The organism is Chitinophaga cymbidii, from assembly GCF_007992715.1.
In the GTDB taxonomy this organism is placed as follows: domain Bacteria; phylum Bacteroidota; class Bacteroidia; order Chitinophagales; family Chitinophagaceae; genus Chitinophaga; species Chitinophaga cymbidii.
Genome location: NZ_BKAU01000002.1, coordinates 323,086 through 346,661, shown reverse-complemented (window position 1 = coordinate 346,661; position 23,576 = coordinate 323,086). Strand labels below are relative to the sequence as shown.

Below are 23,576 nucleotides of genomic sequence, written 5' to 3'. Positions count from 1 at the left end.
TTTTAAAACGCGCACTTTGGTTGGAAGGAAAACCTCTACTCTTTTGCAGGAAGGAAACGCTCCCGCAGCCTCACCTCTCATGAAGGGTTCGCCGGCGTCGCCTCCTTATCCAGAAATAACGTATGCATATTCTCGAACCGGGTATTCAGATGCAGGCGCATCGCCACACGGAAAGAATCCGGCGTTCCGCTGCGCAGGATCTCCAGCAGCGATTCATGCGAAATGATCTGCTTCACTTTCCAGTCCTTCCGCCGGGGCGCGAACGTAGCAAACAGGGTATTGAGCAGGTTCTGGAATGCAAAAAGGGACTTGTTGCCGGACATCTTGTATAACGTGCTGTGAAAACGGATGTCCAGCCGCGTCAGCATTTCAGAGTCCGTTGTCACATTCTCCTCGCTGATGATCTTCTGCAGCTCGGCCAGGTAACGCTCCTCCCGGTGCATGAACAAAAAATCCGCCATACCTATCTCCAGCATCAGCCGCACTTCATACAGATCTTTCAACGCATCCTTATCCAGCGTACCCGAAGTAAGGATCGTTTTAATACCGTAAAAAATATTCGGCGAAGTGAGCACGGTACCGCGTTTGCGCCGGGTCTCCACGAAGCCCAGTATCCGCAGCCGGCTCAACGCCTCCCGCACCACCACACGGCTTACACCCAGTATTTCCGACAGCTCATTCTCTTTGGGGAGGGCATCTCCGGTCTGGAAACCCTTTTCTGCAATGTATTTGAGGATTTTACGCTCCGTCTGCTCAGCAAGAGTCAGGTCCTTTTGCATATTAATAAGTAGTATTAAATAATAACAAAAGTAGCCTTTTTGACGACTTTCCAGTGAAAATATCCTCGTTTCGTAATAATTTTTCCAAATTATGTACTACAAATAGAATGATTTACTTACTTTTAGTGCCACAAAACGTACCAAAACACAAGTTGACAAACATATATATACTACATAATACCTGACCACAACCAGAACCACGTTCAAACCGGAATTTGTAATACTTAATCGAAACAGGCCATCTGACTATTATAAAATTTCACAAATTATGAGAAAGCTAACTTTACCACGTTCTCTATGGCAAAAAAGCTGGCTGGTGCTTTGTATCGCCACGTGCCATCCCTGGAATGCACAGACCTATGCCGCAAAGCCAGCAATCAGCCAGCAACAGGAAAAGATCAGGATCACCGGCCAGGTGACCGATGAATCAGGACAGCCACTGCCCGGCGTCACCGTGGTGGAAAAAGGCACCACCAACGGCGCCGTAACCGACGGAGAAGGAAAATTCTCCCTGATGGCGGGATCAGACGGCGTGCTCGTCTTCTCCCTCATCGGCATGGAAAAGAAAGAGATCGCCGTTGCCGGAAAAACAGTGATCGGCGTCACGCTCTCCGGCTCCTCCGTCCGCCTGAACGAGATCGTAGCCGTGGGCTACGGCAACCAGTCCCGCACCACATTAACCTCTTCCATTTCAAAGGTTTCGCAGGACGAATTTAAACACGCACCAGGCTCCAACCCCCTGCTGCAATTACAGGGAAAAGTGCCCGGCCTTACCCTGCAGATCGGTAACGGTATGCCCGGCGCCTCCCCGGAAGTATTCATCCGCGGCGGTACCACCACCTCTCCCAATTCCGATGCGCCGCTGATCATCGTAGACGGTATCATTTCCCAGGGCATGCGCAGCCTGCAGGATATGAACCCTGACGACATCGAGTCCGTACAGGTGCTGAAAGACGCCGCCTCCACCGCCATCTACGGCGCCAGGGCCGCCAACGGCATCATCATGGTAAAAACAAAAACCGGCAGGCTCGGCAAACCCACCGTCAACTTCCGCTACACCGGCGGCATAGAACAGCAAGGTAAAAAACTCGACCTCCTGAACGCAAGGGAATACGTGTACCTCACCCGCCGCAATACCATGCTTTTCAACAAGTCGAATCCTGACTTCTTCCTCACCGGCGGCCGCTACGGCATGTCCACCGGCAATCCCCGCAACTCCAACAACACCCTGGAGTTCCTGGACGTGTACACTCTCGAATACGGGCAGGAGTATGTGGACCATCTGCTGAATAACGAAGGATGGGAAACGATGGCCGATCCCGTAACCGGCAAAGACCTCATCTTCAAGAACACCGACTACCAGGACGTTACTTTCCAGCAGGGCATGAAACAGGAAGTGGACGTGGATATCAGCGGCGGCACAGAAAAGGCTACCTATTACTTTGGCCTCGGCTATCTCGACCAGGACGGTATCGCAAGGGGCACGAACTACAAAAACTACAGCGCCCTGTTCAACGGCACCTTCAAGCTCAGCGACAAGTTCTCCCTGAACAGCAAGGTGGCTTACCAGGTACGCGAATCCAACGCGCCGAATAACTACGAATGGGTGCTGAGCCGCAGCGTGCTCATGCCGCCCACCTACCGGCTCTACTACGAAAATGGATTGCCCGCACCTGGCGAAGGCATCTCCTCTTTCCGGAACCGCCTCCACGAGATCTACTACAAAACGAATTACAACGACGCCAAGGTATACCGCACCACCATGCAGCTCGGCGCTGACTGGGACCTGGCGCCCGGCCTCCGCTTCTCTCCCTCCGTATACTACTTCACCGCGCAGGGCATCGAGAACTATTTCGAGGCGTTCAACGAAACCGTGCTGAACAGGCCGGCTTCCGCAGCGCATAACATGGACCGGCACTTCCAGTTCGACGGGGTGCTCACCTATAACAAACAGATCAACAAACATAATTTCGACGGTGTGCTCGGTACCAGCTATAACTCCGACTACGCCTACCGTCTTTCCGCCAACGGGCGCGAGGCGCTGACAGACCACATCCCTACCCTCAACGCTACCAGCGATCTCACACAACGCGCATCTTCCAGCAAAAGCTATGACGCGCTGCTGAGCTTCTTCGGACGTGTGTCTTACGACTTCGATAAAAAATATATCCTCTCCGCCAGCATTCGTGAAGACGGATCTTCCCGCTTCGCGGACGACCGCAAATGGGGCTTCTTCCCCGGCGTTTCCGCAGGCTGGAACATTCACCGCGAAGATTTCTTCGACGGCCTGAGAGGCGTGATCTCCAACCTGAAGGTCCGCTCCAGCTGGGGTAAGACCGGCAACAACTCCCTCAGCATCTTTGATTCAAGGGGACAATATGAAAGCGGTTACGCCTACATGGGAGAAGTGGGCATCCTGAACACCACGCTGCCGAACAACACCCTGGTATGGGAATCCACCGCCGCTTTCGACGCCGGTATCGACATCGGGTTCCTCGACGGACGGCTCTCCCTGCTGGTGGATTACTACAGCAAGCTGACAGACAACCGCCTGTTCGACAAACCGCTCTGGGCCTCCACCGGCTTCGCCAACGTAAAAAGCAACTACGGCTCCATCCGCAACCGCGGCGTGGAAGTGGAACTGCACGCCGTGCCCGTGAAAACGAAAGATTTCAGCTGGGACCTGGGCATGACCTTCTCCTACAACAAAGGCATCGTAGTAACGCTGCCGGCCAACGGGGAAGACAAGAACAGGATCGGCGGCAACTTCGTGTATGACCCGAATACAAAGACCAACGTGAAAGTAGGCGGTTTTGCCGAAGGAGAAGAATTTGGCGGAAGATGGGCATACCACTACCTCGGCGTGTATCAGACAGACGAAGAAGCAGCCAATGCGCCGCGCGACCTGAATGCGGCCAGCAGAACGAAGATCGCGGGCGATTCCAAATTTGAGGACCGCAATAACGACGGCAAGCTGGACGCGGCGGACATGGTGTACATGGGCTCTATCCGTCCCGATAAAATGGGCGCCATGGTGAACACGCTCAAATACAAGAACCTCTCCATGCGCATTGTGATGGACTGGGCCATCGGCCACGTGATCGACAACGGTCTGAAGAGCAATATCATGGGCAGCTCCCGTAACAACAACAACGCTCTCCGCGACGCGCTGGAAAACAGCTGGATGGAAACCGGCGATGATGCAAAATATCCGCGCTACACCGTACAGAGCGATGTGGACTACAACTACCGCAACAACGGGCGCTGGGACAATGCCATCGGTAACTCTGGCGGCGGCAGCAACAACTCGCTGTACTACAGCAAAGGCGACTTCCTCGCTTTCCGCGAAATATCCCTCAGCTACATGCTGAGAAGCCCGCTGCTGAAAAAAGCATACATCACCGGCGTAGAAATTTTCGGCGGCGTGTATAACCTCGGTTACATCACCGCTTACGACGGCATGATGCCGGAAATATATTCCGGCAGGGACTACGGCGTTTATCCGCGTCCCCGTCAGTTCAACTTCGGCCTGCGCGCCGGTTTCTAAAAAATTCCACCGGAAAAAAATATTATCAGATGAAAAAACACATTCTTAAATATTGCTTTATCGCAACACTGGCCATGGGCACCAGCTGTAACGACATGCTCGATACCGACATCGTTTCAGACATCGTGGGTAAAGACTACTGGAAAACGGAAGGCGACTCACACGCTTACCTGCTCGGCACCTACACGCAGCTCCGCAATGCTGTGAACACCACGTATTACTTTGAAGACCGCAGCGACGTTTTCGTTCCCGGCCTGGAAGGAGGTCCTTCCAACGCCTGGACGCAGAACCTGCACGTAGCCACCGCTCCCAGCTGGCTCAACTTCTATAAAGTGATCAGCCACTGTAACCTGCTGCTGAAACACACGCCCGGCATTCCTTTCTCGGACGAAGCAGACCGGAACAGGATTCTCGCGGAAACCCATTTCATACGCGCGTACATGTACTTCTGGCTGGTCCGCTCCTGGGGCGATGTGCCGCTGGAACTGGAACCAACGGAAGATGCGGACCACCCGCAACTCGCGCGCGCTCCGCAAGCGGATGTAATGGCGCAGATCCTCGCCGACGTGAACAAAGCGATCGAGCTGTTCCCGGAAGACGGCTTCGTTAACAAGAGCCGCGCCTCCAAACCCGCCGCATGGGCGCTGAAAGCAGACGCATTACTGTGGAAACACAAAGTGCTCGGCGGTACAGACGCAGACCTGGAAGACGTGATCACCGCGGCGGACAACGCCAGCGCGGGCCTTAGCCTCGAAGCTACTTACTGGCACATCTACGCGACTGACCGCAAGAACGGCAAGGAGGTGATCTTCTCCATCTACTTCCAGCGCGATGAAAAAGGCGACCAGTACGCCAGCCAGCTGAAGCCCCGCGACATATTCGTACAGGACGCCACCAACAAAGGCAGCATCGCCTTCGCCAAAAGTGGCGCCCGCAGCCAGTATGCGCCCAGCCCGAAACTGGAAAGCATCTACGCCGTGAACAGCGCGGACGTACGCACGAAAGAAGCCATCATCAAAGCGGTGAAAGCAGACGGAACCATCATCGGCGTATTCGACAACAAGATGCGCGGCAGCAACGTATCCGGCAACCGCTATTATGATGCGGACATCATCATCTACCGTCTCTCCGAAATGTTCCTCTTCAAAGCAGAAGCCCTCGCCGCGCTGAACCGCCCCGCAGACGCCATCACCGAACTGAACAGGGTGAGAAACCGCGCAAAGACCGGCAACTACACCGGCGCGGAAGACAAGCTGTCCGTGGAACGCGAAATACTCAATGAACGCTTCCGCGAACTTTACCTGGAACTGAAAAGATGGCCGGACCTCGTGCGTTTCCATTACGCCAACATCATCAACATATATGATGAAGTACCGAACCTGAACGACAAAAGAGATCTTCCGCTTTTCTTCCCCATCTCCAACACGGAAATGGACCGCAATACCAGGCTGGAACAAACGGATGGATACCCTGAATGATATAAAACAAAAAACGAGATACAATGACGAGTTTGAGGAATTTATTGCTGCTGGCATTGCCGCTTGTATGGTTTTCCTGCAAGGGCAGTGACAACGCTCCCGATCCTGATCCCAACCCCGGACCCGGTCCGGGGCCGGGCACAGGTCCCACTACACTTTCTTATATTTATGCAGAAGGAACTTACGGGTACGAAGTATACCGCATACCCGCCATCGTGAGAACGAAAAAAGGTACCCTGCTCGCCTTCGCCGAAGCGCGCAAGAAAAAGAGCAATGGTGATTCCGGTGATATCGATATGGTAGTAAAACGCTCCGAGAACAACGGACAAACGTGGAGCTATATGACCACCATCTGGGATGATGGCACCAATACCTGCGGCAACCCCGTACCCATCGTGGATGAAGAGACCGGCCAGATCCATCTGCTGATGACCTGGAACAACGGCGCGGACACCTGGGGCACGCTCACCGGAGGCACGGGCAAGGATACACGCAGACCATATTACACCTCCTCTTCCGACGACGGTAAAACATGGTCCGCGCCCGTGGAGATCACATCCAGTGTGAAGAAAGCGCATTGGGATTGGTATGCCACCGGCCCCGTGCATGGCATACAGCTGAAGAACGGCGCCAAAAAAGGCCGGCTGATAGCTCCCTGCTATTACACTTACCGCCTGGATGGCGCCCGCAAGGATTATTCGCAGCTTATTTATTCAGACGATCATGGTCAGACATGGATGAAAGGAGATACCACCAGCCTCGGCCAGGTAGGAGAATGCACCGTAGAAGAACTGAAGGATGGCAAGATCATGGTGAACTTCCGCACAGCAGCAGGCTCTGCAAGAAGATATGCCATCAGCAGCGACGGCGGTGAAACACTGGATGCCGTGAAAACAGATTACACGCTCACCGATCCCCAGTGCCAGGGCAGCCTGCTGTCCGTCACGCCCGCCGGCCAGCACATGCTGTTCTTCGCCAACGCCGCCAGCACCGAGCGCGTGAACATGACCGTAAAAATGAGCACGGACGAAGGAAAGAACTGGCTGAAACAATACCGCGCCTGGAGCGGGCCTTCCGCGTATTCAGACATGGCGCAGGTGTCAGATACCTCCATTGCGCTGGTGTTTGAAGGCGGCCAGGGCAGGCCCTATGAAGGCATCGCATTCGAGATCATTCCGTTCAATAAATTCAGGTAATACAGATCATGATTAAAAAGATACTGGTCCCCTTTGCGGGCATGCTTTTGCTGATGGCCGGATGCGCCGGCCCGAAGCACACCGCTTCCACGCCGCCGCTGGAACAGACCGTTCCCGTGTTCGAGCCCATCGCCGGTGAATATCATTCCATGCGCATTCCCGCACTGGTCACCACCCAAAAAGGCACCCTGCTCGCCTTCTGCGAAGGCCGCGTCAAAAACGCCAGCGACTGGGGAGACATCAATCTCCTCACCCGCAGAAGCACCGACGGCGGCCGCACCTGGTCGCCCATCAAAGTATTGTCCACCGTCGGCCTCAACGGCAACCCCACGCCTATCGTGGGCAGCGACGGCACCATACACCTCATCTTCCAGAAAAATTATGCCGAAGGTTTTTACATGCAGTCGAAAGACGATGGACAGACCTGGAGCACACCGGAAAATATCACCGCGGCCTATAACAAATTCAAACCGGAATATCCCTGGCTCGTACTGGCCCCCGGTCCCGGCCACGCCATCCAGCTGAAAAGCGGCCGTTTAGTCGTGCCCGTTTGGCTGGCCGCTTCCGAGAAACCGCGCGCCCACCATCCTTCCGCCATCGCTACCATTTACAGCGATGATAACGGCAAGACCTGGGACCGCGGCGCCATCATCGCCAACAATTCCAGCGAATTCAGGAACCCGAGCGAAACCGTGGCCGCACAGCTCGGCGACGGCCGTGTAATGGTGAACATCCGCCACACCACCCCGGTGAGAAGAAGAGGTATCAGCTTCAGCGAGGACGGCATCTCCAACTGGACGAAGCCCGTATTCGACACCGCCCTGTTCGAGCCCATCTGCATGGCGGGACTGCTGCGTACTTCCGCGCACGGCAAGCCCGTGATGGTGTTCACGAACCCGGACAGCTACCATCTTCCCAAACATCCAAGGAAAAATCTCACCGCAAAATTCAGCTACGACGATGGCCGTACCTGGACGCACAAACAGGTGCTGGACACTTCCGGCACCGCTTACTCCGATCTCGCTCCCGGCCCCGGCAATACCGTGTACTGCCTGTACGAAAGCAATATCATCGGCAAACCCTACCGCATCGTTCTAAAGCAAATCACTGTTCCAAAAAAATAAAAAAAACATCAACACATGATCAGAATAGAAGGCTTGATAGCAGCCATTTTCACACCATTCAACGAAGACGGGTCACTCAATTTGCCCATGATACCGGCTATCGTTGATAAAATGGCCGGCGATGGGATGGCAGGCGTGTTTGTTTGCGGCACTAACGGCGAAGGGCCGAACATGACCGTAGCTGAACGGATGGACCTCTCCAAAGCGGTAGTGCAGGCTGCCAACAAAAGGCTGAAAGTATTTGTGCATGTGGGCCATACCTCTATTGAAGAATCCCGCAAGCTCGCCGCACACGCGGCGCATATCGGCGCGGACGCCATTTCCGCCGTTGCCGCATTCTATTTCAAACCTACCTCCGTACGCAACCTGGTAGAAAGCATCGGCAGCATTGCCGCAGCTGCGCCGGAGTTGCCGTTCTACTATTATCACATCCCGGTGCTGACGGGCGTGGGCATGGACATGGTAGAGTTTCTCCGCCTGAGCCAGGACGCTATTCCCAATCTCGCCGGTATCAAATACACCGCGCCGACCTTGCAGGAATACCAGGCTTGCGTGAATTTCAACAACGGGCAATATGATATTCTTTACGGTACCGATGAAATGCTGCTGCCCGCGCTTTCCGTAGGAGCGAAAGGCGCCATCGGCAGTACCTACTCTTTCGCGGGGCCATTATATTTGCAGATCATGAAATTGTTTAGCAGCGGCAAGCTGGATGCGGCGCAGCAGCTGCAATTGCAATGTGTGGAAATGATCCGCCGCTTCCTGAAATATCCTTCGTTGCCGGCGCAACGGGCCATCATGCAGATCCTCGGCTGGAACATCGGCCCATGCAGGCTTCCGCTGAAACCATTGAACGCAGAAGAGGTCGCGGACCTGAAAGCGTCCCTGGACGATATGGGATTTCTTGACCTGCTTGCTCCTGTAACTGAACAAACAAACCATGCCTGATGAATGTACGTTTCACTTGTTTATTGATATGGACGATGCTTACCAATGCCGCGTTGCCAGGCTTCGCCGGTGAACCGCCGCAGGAATATTTCAACTGGCGGGAACTGCCGGTACTGCCTGCTCCCGGCGGAGTTGGCGGCGCCTTCGCGGGCGTTTCCAACGGTGCGCTGATCGTGGCGGGCGGAACCAGCTTTGCAGCCGGAGAAGCACCATGGACCGGCGCTACAAAGAACTGGTACGATAAAATATATGTGCTCGAACAACCCGGCGGCGCATGGAAAGAAGCAGGCCGGCTGCCGCGCCCGCTGGGCTACGGCGTATCCGCCACCTGGCGCGATGCCGTGGTATGCATCGGCGGCAATGGCCCGTCCGAACACTATGCGGATGCATTCCTTTTACGTTATGTAGATGGAAAGATGCAAACAGAGGCGCTGCCACCGATGCCCGCACCCAACGCCAATGCCGCGGGCGCATTGATCGGTGATGTGATCTACATCGCAGGCGGACAGGAAACGCCTTCCGCCGCTTCCGCCAATGTCTTCTGGTCGCTGGACCTTTCACAGCCTGCTGATAAACGAAGCTGGACGACGCTGCCTTCCTGGCCCGGCCCTCCGCGCACGCAATGCGTGGCCGGCACCATCAACGGCGAATTCTATCTTTTCAGCGGCGCCAACATCAGGTCCACCGGTAAAGACCTTTTAAAAGATGCTTACAAATACACGCCCGGCAGCGGATGGACGAAGCTGAGCGATCTTCCGCAACCCACTATCGCCGCGCCAAGTCCAGCGTTCGCTACGGGGCAGTCGCACCTGCTGGTATTCGGCGGGGATGACGGCACAAACGCCGCGCGGAACAATGAGCTGAAAGATGCGCACCCCGGTTTCTCGCCGCAGATATGGGCATACAACATCATCACCGACACCTGGTCCGTCACCGGTAAATTTCCCGTTACCCGCGCAGGCGATCCCGCCGCCGATCCCGATTCCAGCAGCTGGGCGCCCGTTACCACACCCGCTGTAGTATGGAACGGCAGCCTCGTATTGCCAAGCGGTGAAGCGCGCCCCGCCGTGAGAACGCCGAAAGTCTGGATGGCCACGCCAGACAGGCCCACAGGCGCTTTCAGGCTGATGGACTGGATGGTGGTGGGATTATATTTCCTGCTGGTGATCGGCATCAGCGTATATGTTTCCCGCAAAATGGGCAGCACTACGAACGACTTTTTCCTCGGCGGCGGCAAGATCCCCTGGTGGGCCGCGGGCCTCAGCATCTTCGGCTCCAAGCTCAGCGCGCTGACCTTCATCGCCATACCGGCCAAGGCCTTCGCAACGGACTGGGTGTACCTGCTGAACAACCTGCTCATCGTAGCCGTCGCGCCGATCGTCGTTTATTTTTACCTGCCTTATTTCCGCAAGCTCAAACTGACAAGCGTATACGAATACCTCGAGATACGCTTCTCTCCTGCCGTGAAAATCCTCGGCAGCCTTACGTTCGTGCTGTTCCAGGTAAGCCGCCTCGGTATTGTTATCTATTTACCCGCGCTGGTTTTAAGCGCTGTGACCGGCATTGATATTATCGTCTGCATCGTTGCCACTGCGCTCATCACCACTGCCTACAGTGTTTCCGGCGGTATCGAAGCGGTGATATGGACCGAAGTGATGCAGGTAGCTGTGCTGTTGGGCGGTGCTTTTCTGAGCCTGGTGTTTATTGTGAATTCGCTGGACGGAGGCGTTACGCAGCTGGTGACCGAAGCCACGGAACATGGTAAATTCCGCCTGGCCATTCTGAGTTGGGATGCCGCAGAACCCGTGCTGTGGGTGGTTTTCATAGGAGGATTCCTGACGCAGCTCGTTACCTATTCGAGTGACCAGGTAGTGGTGCAGCGTTATCTCACTACATCCACGGAGAAAGAAGCGCGTCAGTCGATTTACACGAACGCCGTGCTGGTGATACCCGCCTCGCTGATCTTCTTCAGTGTGGGCACCGCCCTGTGGGTGTTCTTCCGCCATCATCCCACCGAACTGAACCCGCATGGCAATACGGACGATGTATTTCCCTGGTTCATTTCGCAGGAACTGCCCGCAGGCTTGTCCGGCCTGGTGATCGCAGGACTGTTCGCCGCCACGATGTCTACCATCAGTTCCAGCATGAACTCCATCGCCACCGTGATCACCACGGACTTCTACCAGAAGTTCATCCCCGCCAGCACCGACCGCCAGCGGTTCGTATTCGCACGCAGGGCCACGCTGGTATTGGGTGTGATAGGTTGCGCGATCGCCATTTATCTCGTTTCACTGCACAACACCTCCATATGGGACCAGTACCTGAAGATCATCGGCCTCTTCGGCGGATGCCTGGCAGGCATGTTCCTGGCGGGTATTTTCTTCCCGAGGATCAACGCCTTCGGCGCGATCACCGGCTTTGTGGTGAGTGCTGTGTGCTTGTATTTCGTGCAATCCGCCACCCGGATCAACTTCTTTTTATATCCAGCCATTGCGGTATTGATCTGCGTGGTAACGGGATACCTCGCAAGCTTCCTGCCCTGGGGGGATAAAGCGAAAACTGTTTAATTTGTTTGCCAGTATGAAAAAGAAAAGCATAGCCCGCGGGCTATGCTTTTTGCATTTATGATCTCGTGAGTAAAGCGATCAATCCTTTATGTTGAGGGAACAATGCGGACAATTCATTCCTGTCCGCCAGCTCAAAATCCGCAAAATCAAATCCCGGCGCCACCGTGCATCCCACCAAAGCAAAACCACCCGTTTCCTCCACACAGGAAGCAAACCAGCTGCCTGCGGGGATCACCAGCTGCAATTGCTCTCCCTGCAGGAGATCGCGGCCCAGCTTGTGTACCTGCAGCGTGCCGTCCGGCCTGATCTCGTAAATATGCAAGGTAGTGCCATCATAAAAATGCCACATCTCATCTGAAGCGATGCGGTGGAAAGCGGAGAAATCACCATCTTCCAGCAAAAAATAAATGCCGGTGGATGCGTTTCGCGGGCCCGGAAAATTGTTGTGCGAGATGGTCAGCGGAGCACGGTACGTTTCACGGAAAGCGCCTCCTTCTACATGTTGCGTGAGTTGCAGCGCCTGCTTCCAGTATGCGGCGGATGTTTGTTTCATGAGTGAAAAATAAGCACAGTTTATCAGATAAGGAACTCCTCAATATTATCAGGGGTGATCGTATGCAATGTGGCATGTGGGTAGTTGGCAGTAAAAGTTTGCGAAAACCGGGCTTTACTGCTACGGCTCCATTTACGCCCAGCACTATCGGGATCTGTTATGTGATCAAATCGCTAAATATTATGATGTTTTTCGATTACAATCACATAATATCATAATTATTTTCGATTTCCTCATCAAAAACACCAAAAAAGCCGCCCATGCGGACGGCTCTTAATTCCAATTATGGTGTATAGCTATTAACCTAATACAGGCTCCGGGCGCACCCTCGCCACAGGAACCACTTTTTTCTGCTTCTTCTTCCGGCCCCACCAGATCGTCACCCCCGTCACCGGGAGGCTCGCGCAGATCAGGCTGGCGCAGAACATCATGATCTTGCCGGCCAGTCCCCATATCGCACCCGTGTGGATGTCGTAATTCATTTTCCGCAGCTTGTCGCCCACACCGGCATCCGCATACTTCCCGCTGTAGGGACCGTTCGATTCCAGCGGCTGCAGCGTATACTGGTCAAAAACATAATTATCTCCCTTATAATAAGTACCGGGGCGCAGGTTGACAAATATGTTCAGCGCCTCCGCCTTTGCCTGCGGCATGGATACGAACATGCCGGCGGTCTTCGGCATCTGTTGCTGGATGCCGTTCCAGGCACGGTCTACCGCGATGGCTTTGGCAGCTTCATGGGTGTAGCCGGTAGTGTCGGAAACGGGGATGGTGACATCCTTCAGGGATTTACCCGTAGTAGCGAAGTAGGCGGCGTTGCTGAACCATTCGAATCCCCAAACCAGTCCCGTTAACGCCAGCACCATCGCGATGATCATCACATAAAAGCCCATCACGTTATGCAGGTCGTAGTTCTTCCGGCGCCACCTGGCGCTCCATTTGATGGAAAACCGCTGTTTGGCGGCACCTTTATTCTTAGGCCACCAGAGGATCAGCCCGGATATCAGCATAATAAGAAAAACAAGCGTGGCGGACGCCACTACGGGCTGGCCGATCGCCGGCGGCAGCCACAGATAGAAGTGGCCGTGGAGGATGAAATGAAAGAAATCCTCCTCCTCGCTCCATACTTTGAGCACTTTGCCGGAATAGGGGTCCATGAAAACCTGGTAGTAATAATCGGGGTCCGCGCCATAGTACATGACAGACACACTCTTGCCCGGCCCGGCGTAGTTCACGCCGTTAGGCTTCTTATCCGTAATATGCCGGTTGGCGATAGCGATCAGCTGCGAAGGCGCGAGCGGCGTTTTGCCTTCCTGCACCTCCGCGTGGAGATACGGAAACAACGCGCTCTTGAACTCCTGCTCAAAAGCCAGGATACATCCGGTAATGCTAATAACGAAAACCACCAGCCCGGAAGTCAATCCGAGCCAGAGGTGTACTTTCCCTACTATTTTTTTCATTTTACCCGATCAGGTGAGTTGCAAAGATGCATCCCGGCCGGAAAATTCCTTGCTCGGATCGGGAAAAAAAGTTGCGGGAAACGTAAAAACAGCCCCGCCACCCTTGTCCGGCTCGTCAATGATGACCCGCATTCGTCAATTTTATTCCATAAAAGAGCGAACGCTCACTTATCTTTGCTCCCGTTATGCGAACAAGGGACGAGAACAAGGTTGACCTGATCTACCAGAAAGCCATTGAAATGATCGTAAAAGAGGGGCTGGACGGATTCGGGGTGAACAAACTGGCCAAAGCCGCCGGCGTTTCTCCCGCCACCATCTACATCTATTATAAAGACCGGGAAGACCTCATCATGCAGGTCACCCTCCGCGCCACCAACCACATGATGGAAGAAAGCATGCGGGACTTTGACCCGGAGATGAGCTTTGAGGAAGGAATGAAGGTGCAGTGGCGGAACCGGGCGAAATATTTCCTGGAATACCCCCTGGAAACAGAGTTCATCGAAAAAATGCGCTATTCCCGGCACTACGACAAAGTGTTCGAACAGCTGCATAAGATCTTCAAGGAAACCATGGGCCGCTTCCACCACAATGCGCTGAACAGGAAAGAGCTGCTCAAACTGCCTTTCGAAGTATTCTGGTCGGTCGCCTTCGCCCCCCTTTACCAGCTGATCAAATTCCACACGCAGGAAGGCAGCTGGGGGCATAAGAAATATACATTCAGCGATGAATCCATGCAACAGACGCTTTCCCTCGTGCTGAAAGCCCTGAAACCTTAAAACCGTTTATCATGAACACTGTATTCACCATTGAACCCGGCGTGGAAGTACTGGTTTTCCGGACCAATATCCGGTTTAAAAAAGACCTCCGCCAGGTAAGCGCCGCGCTGGACAATACGCCCGGCATCCGGCGCTGGAACGTGGACCGCGAGGATACGGACAAAGTGCTCCGCATCGAGTCCACCCGCCTGCAGCCGGCAGACATCATTCAACTCATTACAGCAGCTGGCTTCCACTGCGAAGAACTGCCGGAATAAAACTCAAAACAACGAACGAAACCATGCAACCAACGAAAGAAAGGCTTTTTACCCGGTACCAGGTTTTCATGATCGCCCTTATTGCATTGCTGCAATTCACGGTGATCCTGGATTTCATGGTGCTGAACCCGCTCGGTGAAATACTCCTCTCCAAAATGAACATCAAAACGGAACAATTCGGCCTGGTTGTTTCCGGTTACGCCATCAGCGCCGGTATATCCGGCATTCTCGCGGCAGGCTTTGCGGACAAATTCGACCGTAAAAAGATGCTGATGGTATTTTATACCGGCTTCGTGCTGGGCACTTTCCTTTGCGCCCTCGCACCCAATTACCTGTTCCTCCTCGGCGCGCGCATCATCACCGGGCTTTTCGGCGGCGTGATGGGCGCCATTGGCATGGCGATTATCGCGGACCTGTTCCAGCCGGAAGTAAGGGGCCGCGTAATGGGCTTCGTGCAGATGGCCTTCGGCCTGAGCCAGGTAGTAGGCATCCCCATCGGATGGGAACTCGCCAACCGCCTCTCCTGGCATGCGCCCTTCTGGATGATCGGGATATTCGGCGTGGTGATCGGCATCATTATGATGATCTATGTGAAGCCCATCACCGGCCACCTCACGAAGAAAACGGAAAAGAACGCATTCGCGCATCTGCTGCATACGCTCAGCAACCGCAGCTACTTCCTGGCCTTCGGTACCACCATGATCCTGTCCATCGGCGGTTACATGATGATGCCCTTCGGCAGCACTTTCTCACGGCACAACCTGGGCCTGTCCGAAACAGACGTGACCCTCCTGTTCATCGCCAGCGGAATCATTTCTTTCGCGCTCGGCCCGGTGATCGGGAAGCTGAGCGATAAGTTCGGCAAGGCGAACATGTTCTACATCGCCACTCTGCTCTGCGCCGTGATGGTCTACATCTACACCCACCTCGGCATTACGCCGCTGTACATGGCGATCATCATCAGCGGCCTGATGTTCCTGGGCGTTTTCGGCCGGGTGATCCCCTCCCAGGCGATCATGACCTCCATGCCCTCGCTGCATGACCGCGGCGCGTTCATGAGCATCAACTCGTCCCTCCAGCAGCTGTCCGGCGGCATCGCCGCATTCGTGGCCGGCAAGATCGTTGTGCAGACCACCGGCGGCACGCTGCTGCATTACGACCGGCTGGGATATGTGATGATCATCGCTTTCGCCCTCACCACCGTAATGATGTACCTGCTGAACCGGCAGATACAGGCAAAACAGAAACTGGCGGAACAGCCGCCGGTAATGGCCGCGGCCAGCTGAAGATGATGTAGTTGCAGAACCGGAAAGTTCAAGGCGAAACGGCAACGGCAGGAGCTGCCGTCCATAGCGCTTCTGCCTCCCGAAAAAAATTTTTGCAACAACAAAAAAGGGTGCGTACTTGTCAAGCGCACCCTTTTGCATTTGGCAAATATTTAACAAAACTCTCCCATACAGCTGATGCTGGTAACCGCGCTTGGCGTAAATTTGTAATACCCCCGCTATTCACCATCAAAAAACGGAGCTATTATGGAAAAGCAATCTATCCGCGAAGCATATAAGCGCTACTGGCTCGAAAATGGAAAAAGACCCGTTTCTGTTTTCGCCCTCTGCAAAATACTGGACGCCCCGGAAACCTCCTTTTACGAACACTACAGTTCCATGGAAGGCGTGGAAAACGACATCTGGCTGGACTTCTTCCAGCGTACCACCGATCAGCTGCGCGAAGATGAAACCTATCAGCAATACACCGCGCAGGAAAAGCTGCTGGCGTTTTACTTCCTCTGGGTGCAAAAGCTGAAAGAAGACAGAAGTTACATCCTGCTGCAAAAGGAACGTTTCCATTTCCCCGGCTCGCAGTACCGGCAGCTGTCCACTTTCAAAAAAGCGTTCTACGAATATGCGTCCGGACTGATCAAAGAAGGGTATCTGACCTCCGAGATCAAGGAAAGAAAATATATCTCCGACCAGTATGTGCACGGCTTCTGGATGCAGGCGCTGTTCGTTCTGAAATACTGGATCGATGATACCAGCGTCAATTTTGAGCTGACCGACGCGGCCATCGAGAAAGCCGTGAACCTGAGCTTCCAGCTGATCCATTCCAATACGCTGGACAGCCTGCTGGACTTCGGGAAATTCATTCTCGCAAGGAAATAAGGACCAACAACATGAAGGAACAGACGAATATTGCCACCGGCAAAGTGGAGAGAGCCGGAAGACTGGTTACAACCGGACTGAAAGTAGGCACCAACTATATCAAACATTACACCCGCAAGCTGATGGACCCTTCCATCACCAAAGATGCGCTCCACCAGGAAAATGCGGAAGACATATACGACACGCTCAGCAACCTCAAAGGCAGCGCCCTCAAAGTGGCGCAGATGCTGAGTATGGACAAGGGCATGCTGCCCAAAGCCTATACAGAGCGTTTCGCCATGAGCCAGTACAGCGCGCCGCCGCTTTCGGGGCCGCTGGTGGTGAACACTTTCATCAAAACGCTCGGTAAATCCCCCACCCAGCTATACGATCAGTTCGATATGAAAGCCGCCAACGCCGCGTCTATCGGGCAGGTGCACAAAGCGGTGAAAGACGGGAAGCCGCTGGCCGTAAAGATCCAGTATCCCGGCGTGGCCAACAGTGTGAAGTCGGACCTCCGCCTCGTGAAACCCTTTGCCATCCGTATTGTAGGCATGAATGAGGTGGATATGGACAAATATTTTGACGAGATAGAATCCAAGCTGCTGGAAGAAACGGATTACGCGCTGGAACTCCGCCGCTCACAGGAATTGTCCGCCCAATGCGCGCATATTCCCAACCTCATCTTCCCCGTTTACTATCCCTCTTTGTCATCCGACCGGATCATCACGATGGACTGGCTGGAAGGCAAACACCTGAAAGAATTTCTGCTCACCAATCCTTCACAGGAAATACGCAACAGGATCGGTCAGGCGCTGTGGGACTTTTACCAGTTCCAGGTGCACAAGCTGAAGAAAGTGCATGCGGACCCGCACCCCGGAAATTTCCTGCTGCGCGAAGACGGCACCGTTGGCATTTTCGATTTCGGTTGCGTCAAAGAGATACCGGAAGATTTTTACGTGAACTACTTCCTGCTCACCGATAAAGAAGTATTGAAAGACGAAGCCCGCCGCAAGGAGATCTACACCAACCTCGAAATGATCCATCCAACGGATACGGAAAAGGAGATCGTTTTCTTCTCCGGCCTTTTCCAGGAAATGATCCGCCTGCTGACCCTGCCGTTTACGGTAGAACGTTTTGATTTTGGTAACGAAGATTATTTTAACGAGATCTATGCATATATGGATTACCTGTACAATCTGAAAGAGGTGCGGGAATCAAAAGTAGCGCGCGGCACAAGGCATTCCCTGTACATCAACCGTACTTACTTTGGCCTCTACTCCATGCTCAGCGATCTGAAAGCGAATATCAAAACTGCATTGTAACTGCATTACGACGGCAGCTTCTCTTCCCGTTTCATGCTTTTCATATACCGCATGATGTCATGCAGGTCCGCCTTGCTGATCACGTCCTTTTTGAACGCAGGCATCGCGCCCAATCCATGCCGCACCTGGAAGCGCTTCACAAAACCGGGTGCGGGGCTGTTGTTCAGCGCAGGCCCCAATCCGGACTCACCCATCGGGTGACATTTCTGGCAATACTGCATGTATTTGTCCCGGCCATGCTCGACTTCCGCTGAAGCCTGGGAAGAAGCGGGCATGCGCCGTGCGGTGCAGGCCATCCAGCAACATGAAACAAGTAATATGACAAAGAATATTTTCATCGCGCAACATTTATCGGGTAACAGATACTTTCCAGATCACGCCTGTATTTTCTACCGGCACGGATTTTCCATCTTCCGTCATTTTCAGTATGCCGAAATCAACGATGTAAAGATGATCACCGGAAGGATCGAACTTCACGGATACCGGCCTTTCCAGTCCACCCGTATGTAAACGGCTAGCCGGCCCGCCTTTCTTGCCCCTGTTCACTGCAAAATCCTTCGCTGCCCCGCTTTGCACATCCACATTAACGATCTTGAAACCCACAGGCGACAACACCTTGCCCACATTAGGCGCCATATCCCCGAACTGGGCAATGAACGCATGATTTTCAAATCCAAAATTGCCATTGGAAGAAAAGTCGATCCCGTTGGAAGATGAATGCACGGCCAGTACCGCCACGGGTTTAGGCACTTCGCCTTTTTCTTCCTGCAGCAAGGGCTTCAATGCCGGCCCGCCGGGTGTTTTGAAAAGGCGCACCGGTTTTCCTTCGCTGTAATCCGGCCAGCCGTACCATGCGCCCGGCCTGATCTCCCACAGCACATCTCCCACGCCCCAAAGCGGCCGGCTGCCGCGTACGTCCGCGGCGTTTTCCGTTACATACAGCTTGCCGTCTCCGGAAACTGCCAGGCCATATGGGTTACGCAATCCCCAGGCCACCAGCTCCATCTTACCGCCGGAAACCGGCACGCGCAGCACCGCACCCGAGCACGGCAGCTTTCCCTTGATCACCTGTCCCGCTGTACTCGCCGTACCGAAAGGCAGGTACGCACCTGTTACCGCTTTGTCGCCCTGCGCATCCGTCAGCACCTGTTCCGTTTCAAAGTTTTCGCCTGCCAGCGTAATATCTTCACAGGGAATATCATGCAGTTCCGGATGACGCTTCAGCCAGCCGAACTCCGCATTGTCCGGTCCCACTACGCCGCTGTTGGTCACCGAGCCGGTGGCAAAATAAATATAGCCGTCCCTGATCACGGGACCGTTGGTATGGTGGTCGCCCATCCCGGGCAATCCTTCTACCACCGCGGTGATCTCGCCGCCGGGCGTCACCTTCAATATCTTGCCGCCCTCTTTCTGTCCGCCTTCCGCGATGTAAAAATTGTTTTTATGAAATGCAATGCCCGTCCACGGCCCGTTCTCTTCACCGGTAGCCACCGTTTCCGTTTTTCCGCCCGTGATTTTCAGCAGCCGGGGCTTTCTGAAAACCTCTCCGTAGGAATATCCCGCTTCGATCACATACGGGGTACCTTCTTCATCAAAAGCCATCGCAGTAGGAAAATTCAACCCAGAAGCCACTGCCTCAATGCGGTATCCTTCCGGCAGCACAACATCGGCAGAATTGATCTCACGGGCAGGAGTACCGCTTATTTGTCCCCCTCCCTTCGACTGCCGGGTGCCATAGCAGCTGCATAACAACACCAGCCAGAGTAGCATGATCAGCTTCATAAAAATGTTTATGAATAGCGAACAAACTTTGTTCCGAAGTAACAGCAGCATGATGTTTATAACAAGTATGCACCTTTCGCTACAAATGAGTAAAAGAAGCAACGACATTTCCAGAAGAAGAAAGTAACAACCGGAGGTTCCTGATCATAAAGCGTTTGGTTCCATTCTTGAAGCGCTTATCATAATATCAAATCTCAGGGTATGGAAATCAGGCGGCAAAAGCGATTGAAAATATTTACGTGGCATGTGCATGGCAGTTACCTTTATTACTTATCGCAAGGAAATTACGACATCTGCATCCCTGTCAATGAAGAGCGCAGTGAAGGCTACTATGGCCGGGGGCAGACCTTTCCCTTCGGTGATAACGTCACCGAAATACCCGCCGGATCAGTCAGATATCATCAATTCGATCTCATCCTTTTTCAGTCCGCCCGGAATTACCGGGAAGACCAGTTCAACATTCTCTCACCGGAGCAACGTTCGCTGCCGCGCATTTACCTCGAGCACAACACACCGCATGAACAGGCCACAGACACCCGGCATGTGGTGGATGATCCGGATATTTTGCTGGTGCATGTTACACATTATAACAGGTTGATGTGGGACAATAACCGTACGCCGGTGAAAGTGATAGAACATGGCGTAACGGACCCGCAGGTCTCCTACCGCGGCGATCTTCCGAAAGGGCTTGTGGTGATTAACCACCTCCCGCAAAGAGGCCGCTGCCTGGGCTGGGATATTTTCCGGGACGTAAGGGAGCAGGTGCCGCTTGATCTTGCAGGCATGGGCAACGGCGAGCACGGCATTGGTGAAGTGCTGCATCCGCAGCTGCCTGCATTCCGCAGCCGTTACCGTTTTCTTTTCCACCCGGTACGTCATACCAGCCTCGCCCTCGCCGTATGTGAAGCGATGATGCAGGGTATTCCGGTAGTAGGACTGGCCACCACGGAACTGGTAACGGTGATCCGGGACGGTTATAACGGGTACATACATACGAATATTGATTATCTCGCCGGAAAAATGCAAGCGTTGCTGGATGACGAACAGCTGGCGCACAGGATCGGCGAAGCCGGCAGACATACGGCCAGGGAGCGTTTCTGCATTCACCGGTTTACCAACGAATGGGAACATCTCTTCCAGGCGGTGACCTCCACCCCTGAAACAACCTTGACACAGGAATATTCAACTTTAACAGATCATATATGAAGACGCGGATAGCATTTATCAGTGAGCATGCTTCGCCATTGGCAGCATTGGGCGGCGTGGATGCGGGCGGCCAGAACGTATATGTCGGCGAGCTTGCCCGGCAGATGGCAAAGAAAGGATACCAGGTGGATATCTTCACCCGGCGCGAAAACCCGGCATTGCCCCGTTGCCTGCAATGGAACCAGCACATCAGGATCATTCACGTAGACGCAGGCCCGCCGGAGCCGGTGGAAAAAGAATTGCTGCTGCCCTTCATGGCCGCTTTCAGGGATGATATGCTGGCTTTCATCCGGCAGGAAAACATCCATTATCATCTTGTGCATGCAAACTTTTTTATGTCAGCGCTCGTAGCGATGGAATTGAAATCGATGCTGCACGTCCCGTTTGTGGTCACCTTTCACGCGCTGGGACGTGTGCGCAAGCTGCACCAGGGGGAGCAGGACCGGTTCCCGCCGGAAAGGATCGCGATAGAACAGGAAGTGATCCGGCAGGCGGACCAGATCATTGCGGAATGTCCGCAGGACAAAGAAGACCTCATAAACCTCTACCATGCGCCCGCCGGAAAGATCACCATGATCCCCTGCGGTGTGAATACGGAAGAGATGTACCCGGTAGACCGGCAGCTGGCGCGGATGCGCGTCAGGCTTTCGCAGGATGAATATGTATTGCTCCAGTTGGGGAGGATGGTGCCGCGGAAGGGAGTGGATAATGTGATCAGGGCCATAGCAAAGCTGCCGTACGCGGGAAAAAAAATCCGGCTGATCGTGGTCGGCGGTGAAGCGGAAGAGCCGGGCAAAGGCCCCAATCCCGAGATATGCCGACTGAAGCAGCTGGCAAAAGAACTCGGCATACAGGCTTCGGTCACCTTCGCAGGACGCAAAGGCCGCGATGAGCTGAAATATTACTACGCCGCCGCGGATATTTTTCTCACCACTCCCTGGTACGAGCCCTTCGGCATTACGCCCCTCGAATCCATGGCCTGCGGCACTCCCGTGATCGGTGCGGCCGTTGGCGGCATACAATACAGCGTGCAGGACGGTAAGACCGGCTGCCTGGTGCCGCCGCATGATCCTGAAGCGCTGGCGGAAAAGATATTCACCTTACTGAAAGATCAGCAACAGTTGCAGGAAATGGGAAAACAGGCTATCCGCAGGGTGCAGACGCTGTTTACCTGGCAGCATGTGGCGCATAAAATGTCAACCGTATACGAGCATATCATCACCCGTCACAATGTAGCCGTATCCGCTACGGTGCTGGAAGACCTCTCCGCGATCGACAAGGCGTTCGACAGCCTGATGACCGCGGTGGCGCTCAGCCGCAGGCAATTGCGCATTCCCCTGCGCGATGCGGCGCACCGCATGTGCAGATGCCTGCTGCAGGGAAAAAAGATACTGGTTTGCGGCAACGGCGGCAGCGCGGCGGAAAGCCAGCATTTTGCCGCGGAGCTGATGGGACGGTTTGAGATCCCGGACCGGCCGGGGTTGCCGGTCATCAGCCTGACGGCGGATACGGCCCTGCTCACCGCCTGGTCTAACGACTTCAGCTTCGACGACGTATTTGCACGGCAGGTGCGCGCACTCGGACGAAAGGGCGACATCCTGCTGTGCATCAGCACCAGCGGCAACTCCCCCAACATCCTCCGCGCCATGGAAGCCGCGCGGGAAATGCAGATCACCTGCATCAACCTGCTGGGAAAAGACGGCGGCGACGCGGCCGCTCTCGGAGAGATCAACATCATCGTTCCGTCCGCCAGCACGGTGCGCATCCAGGAAATGCAACTGCATGCGCTGCATACGCTTTGCATGCTGGTGGAACAACGGTTATACACGCCACGGCCGGCAAAGGAAACAACACAACCCGTGGCGGCATCACTGACATTATGAGAAAAGCGGTATTCATAGATAAAGACGGCACACTGGTGCGGAATGTTCCGTACAATTCCGATCCCGCGCTTGTAACGCTGGAACGGGGCGCCATTGAAGGGCTGCAGCTGTTGCATGCGCACGGCTATGCCCTCGTGGTGGCTTCCAACCAGTCCGGCATTGCGCATGGCTATTTCAGCGAAGAAGATTTTTTAGTGATGATGGAAAAGATGCTGGATATGTTACCGGTGGAGCTGGACGGGTATTTTTATTGTCCCCATCATCCCGAAGGCATCGTATCACCCTACGCCGTTACCTGCGGCTGCCGCAAGCCGCAGCCCGGCCTGTTGCTGAAAGCAGCGGGAACCTTGCAGATCGATCTGGATATGTCGTGGATGATCGGTGATATCCTGCACGACGTGGAAGCCGGCAAAAGAGCAGGCTGCAGAACGGTACTGATCGACAATGGCGGGGAAACGGAATGGGACCTCTCCGCCATCCGGCGCCCTGATTTCATAGCGTCCGACCTGCTGGAAGCCGCCACGCTTATCATTGAAAATGAAGATCAAAACTGACAT

19 protein-coding genes are annotated in these 23,576 nt (G+C 54.3%); 14 read left to right on the top strand and 5 right to left on the bottom strand.

Annotation, left to right across the window (positions count from 1 at the left end; all coding sequences use genetic code 11):
- Nucleotides 1-77: 77 nt before the first annotated feature.
- A complete protein-coding gene (locus CCY01nite_RS12495) occupies nucleotides 78-779 on the bottom strand; it encodes a FadR/GntR family transcriptional regulator (protein WP_146861851.1) in 702 nt (233 codons plus the stop codon).
- A gap of 268 nt (nucleotides 780-1,047) precedes the next feature.
- Here CCY01nite_RS12495 and CCY01nite_RS12490 point away from each other — a divergent pair, with 268 nt between their 5' ends.
- Genes CCY01nite_RS12490 through CCY01nite_RS12465 form a run of 6 tightly spaced genes read left to right on the top strand, consistent with a single transcriptional unit; the run spans nucleotide 1,048 to nucleotide 11,639 of the window.
- Nucleotides 1,048-4,326 (top strand): SusC/RagA family TonB-linked outer membrane protein, encoded by a 3,279-nt coding sequence (locus CCY01nite_RS12490; protein WP_146861848.1) that lies wholly within the window; start codon nucleotides 1,048-1,050, stop codon nucleotides 4,324-4,326.
- A gap of 29 nt (nucleotides 4,327-4,355) precedes the next feature.
- Nucleotides 4,356-5,804: a RagB/SusD family nutrient uptake outer membrane protein gene (locus CCY01nite_RS12485; protein WP_146861845.1), complete on the top strand. Its 1,449-nt coding sequence runs from the start codon at nucleotides 4,356-4,358 to the stop codon at nucleotides 5,802-5,804.
- A gap of 23 nt (nucleotides 5,805-5,827) precedes the next feature.
- Nucleotides 5,828-7,000 carry a sialidase family protein gene (locus CCY01nite_RS12480; RefSeq protein ID WP_146861842.1) on the top strand — a complete coding sequence of 391 codons (1,173 nt, stop codon included), beginning with the start codon at nucleotides 5,828-5,830 and terminating at the stop codon, nucleotides 6,998-7,000.
- An 8-nt stretch (nucleotides 7,001-7,008) separates the two neighbouring features.
- Nucleotides 7,009-8,124, top strand: coding sequence for a sialidase family protein (locus CCY01nite_RS12475; protein ID WP_146861839.1), 1,116 nt, complete (start codon nucleotides 7,009-7,011; stop codon nucleotides 8,122-8,124).
- Nucleotides 8,125-8,139: 15 nt separating this feature from the next.
- Entirely contained in the window at nucleotides 8,140-9,072 is a 933-nt protein-coding gene (locus CCY01nite_RS12470; protein ID WP_146861836.1) for a dihydrodipicolinate synthase family protein, read from the top strand.
- Nucleotides 9,072-11,639 (top strand): sodium:solute symporter family transporter, encoded by a 2,568-nt coding sequence (locus CCY01nite_RS12465; RefSeq protein WP_146861833.1) that lies wholly within the window; start codon nucleotides 9,072-9,074, stop codon nucleotides 11,637-11,639. The genes CCY01nite_RS12470 and CCY01nite_RS12465 overlap by 1 nt, the downstream gene beginning before the upstream one ends.
- A gap of 55 nt (nucleotides 11,640-11,694) precedes the next feature.
- Here the strand turns inward: CCY01nite_RS12465 and CCY01nite_RS12460 are convergent, their stop codons facing one another.
- A complete protein-coding gene (locus CCY01nite_RS12460) occupies nucleotides 11,695-12,192 on the bottom strand; it encodes a cupin domain-containing protein (RefSeq protein ID WP_146861830.1) in 498 nt (165 codons plus the stop codon).
- Nucleotides 12,193-12,491: 299 nt separating this feature from the next.
- Nucleotides 12,492-13,652, bottom strand: coding sequence for a PepSY-associated TM helix domain-containing protein (locus tag CCY01nite_RS12455; RefSeq protein WP_146861827.1), 1,161 nt, complete (start codon nucleotides 13,650-13,652; stop codon nucleotides 12,492-12,494).
- A gap of 185 nt (nucleotides 13,653-13,837) precedes the next feature.
- Here CCY01nite_RS12455 and CCY01nite_RS12450 point away from each other — a divergent pair, with 185 nt between their 5' ends.
- The 5 genes from CCY01nite_RS12450 (at nucleotide 13,838) to CCY01nite_RS12430 (ending at nucleotide 18,148) form a co-directional block, all read left to right on the top strand.
- Nucleotides 13,838-14,428 carry a TetR/AcrR family transcriptional regulator gene (locus tag CCY01nite_RS12450; RefSeq protein WP_146861823.1) on the top strand — a complete coding sequence of 197 codons (591 nt, stop codon included), beginning with the start codon at nucleotides 13,838-13,840 and terminating at the stop codon, nucleotides 14,426-14,428.
- An 11-nt stretch (nucleotides 14,429-14,439) separates the two neighbouring features.
- Entirely contained in the window at nucleotides 14,440-14,685 is a 246-nt protein-coding gene (locus CCY01nite_RS12445) for a hypothetical protein (protein WP_146861820.1), read from the top strand.
- A gap of 23 nt (nucleotides 14,686-14,708) precedes the next feature.
- Nucleotides 14,709-15,971, top strand: coding sequence for an MFS transporter (locus CCY01nite_RS12440; protein WP_146861817.1), 1,263 nt, complete (start codon nucleotides 14,709-14,711; stop codon nucleotides 15,969-15,971).
- A gap of 246 nt (nucleotides 15,972-16,217) precedes the next feature.
- Complete coding sequence (locus tag CCY01nite_RS12435; protein WP_146861814.1) at nucleotides 16,218-16,844, top strand: TetR/AcrR family transcriptional regulator; 627 nt, start codon at nucleotides 16,218-16,220, stop codon at nucleotides 16,842-16,844.
- Nucleotides 16,845-16,855: 11 nt separating this feature from the next.
- Nucleotides 16,856-18,148 (top strand): ABC1 kinase family protein, encoded by a 1,293-nt coding sequence (locus CCY01nite_RS12430; protein ID WP_146861811.1) that lies wholly within the window; start codon nucleotides 16,856-16,858, stop codon nucleotides 18,146-18,148.
- Nucleotides 18,149-18,153: 5 nt separating this feature from the next.
- Here CCY01nite_RS12430 and CCY01nite_RS12425 read toward each other — a convergent pair whose 3' ends face one another.
- Together CCY01nite_RS12425 and CCY01nite_RS12420 are read right to left on the bottom strand one after the other, a co-directional pair.
- Nucleotides 18,154-18,486, bottom strand: a complete 333-nt coding sequence (locus CCY01nite_RS12425) for a c-type cytochrome (protein ID WP_146861808.1) — start codon at nucleotides 18,484-18,486, stop codon at nucleotides 18,154-18,156.
- 10 nt (nucleotides 18,487-18,496) lie between these two features.
- Entirely contained in the window at nucleotides 18,497-19,930 is a 1,434-nt protein-coding gene (locus tag CCY01nite_RS12420) for a PQQ-dependent sugar dehydrogenase (protein ID WP_222614376.1), read from the bottom strand.
- A gap of 201 nt (nucleotides 19,931-20,131) precedes the next feature.
- On the opposite strand from CCY01nite_RS12420, the gene CCY01nite_RS12415 reads away from it, so the two are divergent.
- Genes CCY01nite_RS12415 through CCY01nite_RS12405 form a run of 3 tightly spaced genes read left to right on the top strand, consistent with a single transcriptional unit; the run spans nucleotide 20,132 to nucleotide 23,573 of the window.
- Nucleotides 20,132-21,136, top strand: coding sequence for a glycosyltransferase family 4 protein (locus tag CCY01nite_RS12415; RefSeq protein WP_146861802.1), 1,005 nt, complete (start codon nucleotides 20,132-20,134; stop codon nucleotides 21,134-21,136).
- A complete protein-coding gene (locus CCY01nite_RS12410) occupies nucleotides 21,133-23,019 on the top strand; it encodes a glycosyltransferase (protein ID WP_146861799.1) in 1,887 nt (628 codons plus the stop codon). Before CCY01nite_RS12415 ends, CCY01nite_RS12410 begins: the two co-directional genes overlap by 4 nt.
- Entirely contained in the window at nucleotides 23,016-23,573 is a 558-nt protein-coding gene (locus CCY01nite_RS12405; protein WP_186831031.1) for a D-glycero-alpha-D-manno-heptose-1,7-bisphosphate 7-phosphatase, read from the top strand. The genes CCY01nite_RS12410 and CCY01nite_RS12405 overlap by 4 nt, the downstream gene beginning before the upstream one ends.
- The last annotated feature ends 3 nt before the right edge of the window (nucleotides 23,574-23,576 follow it).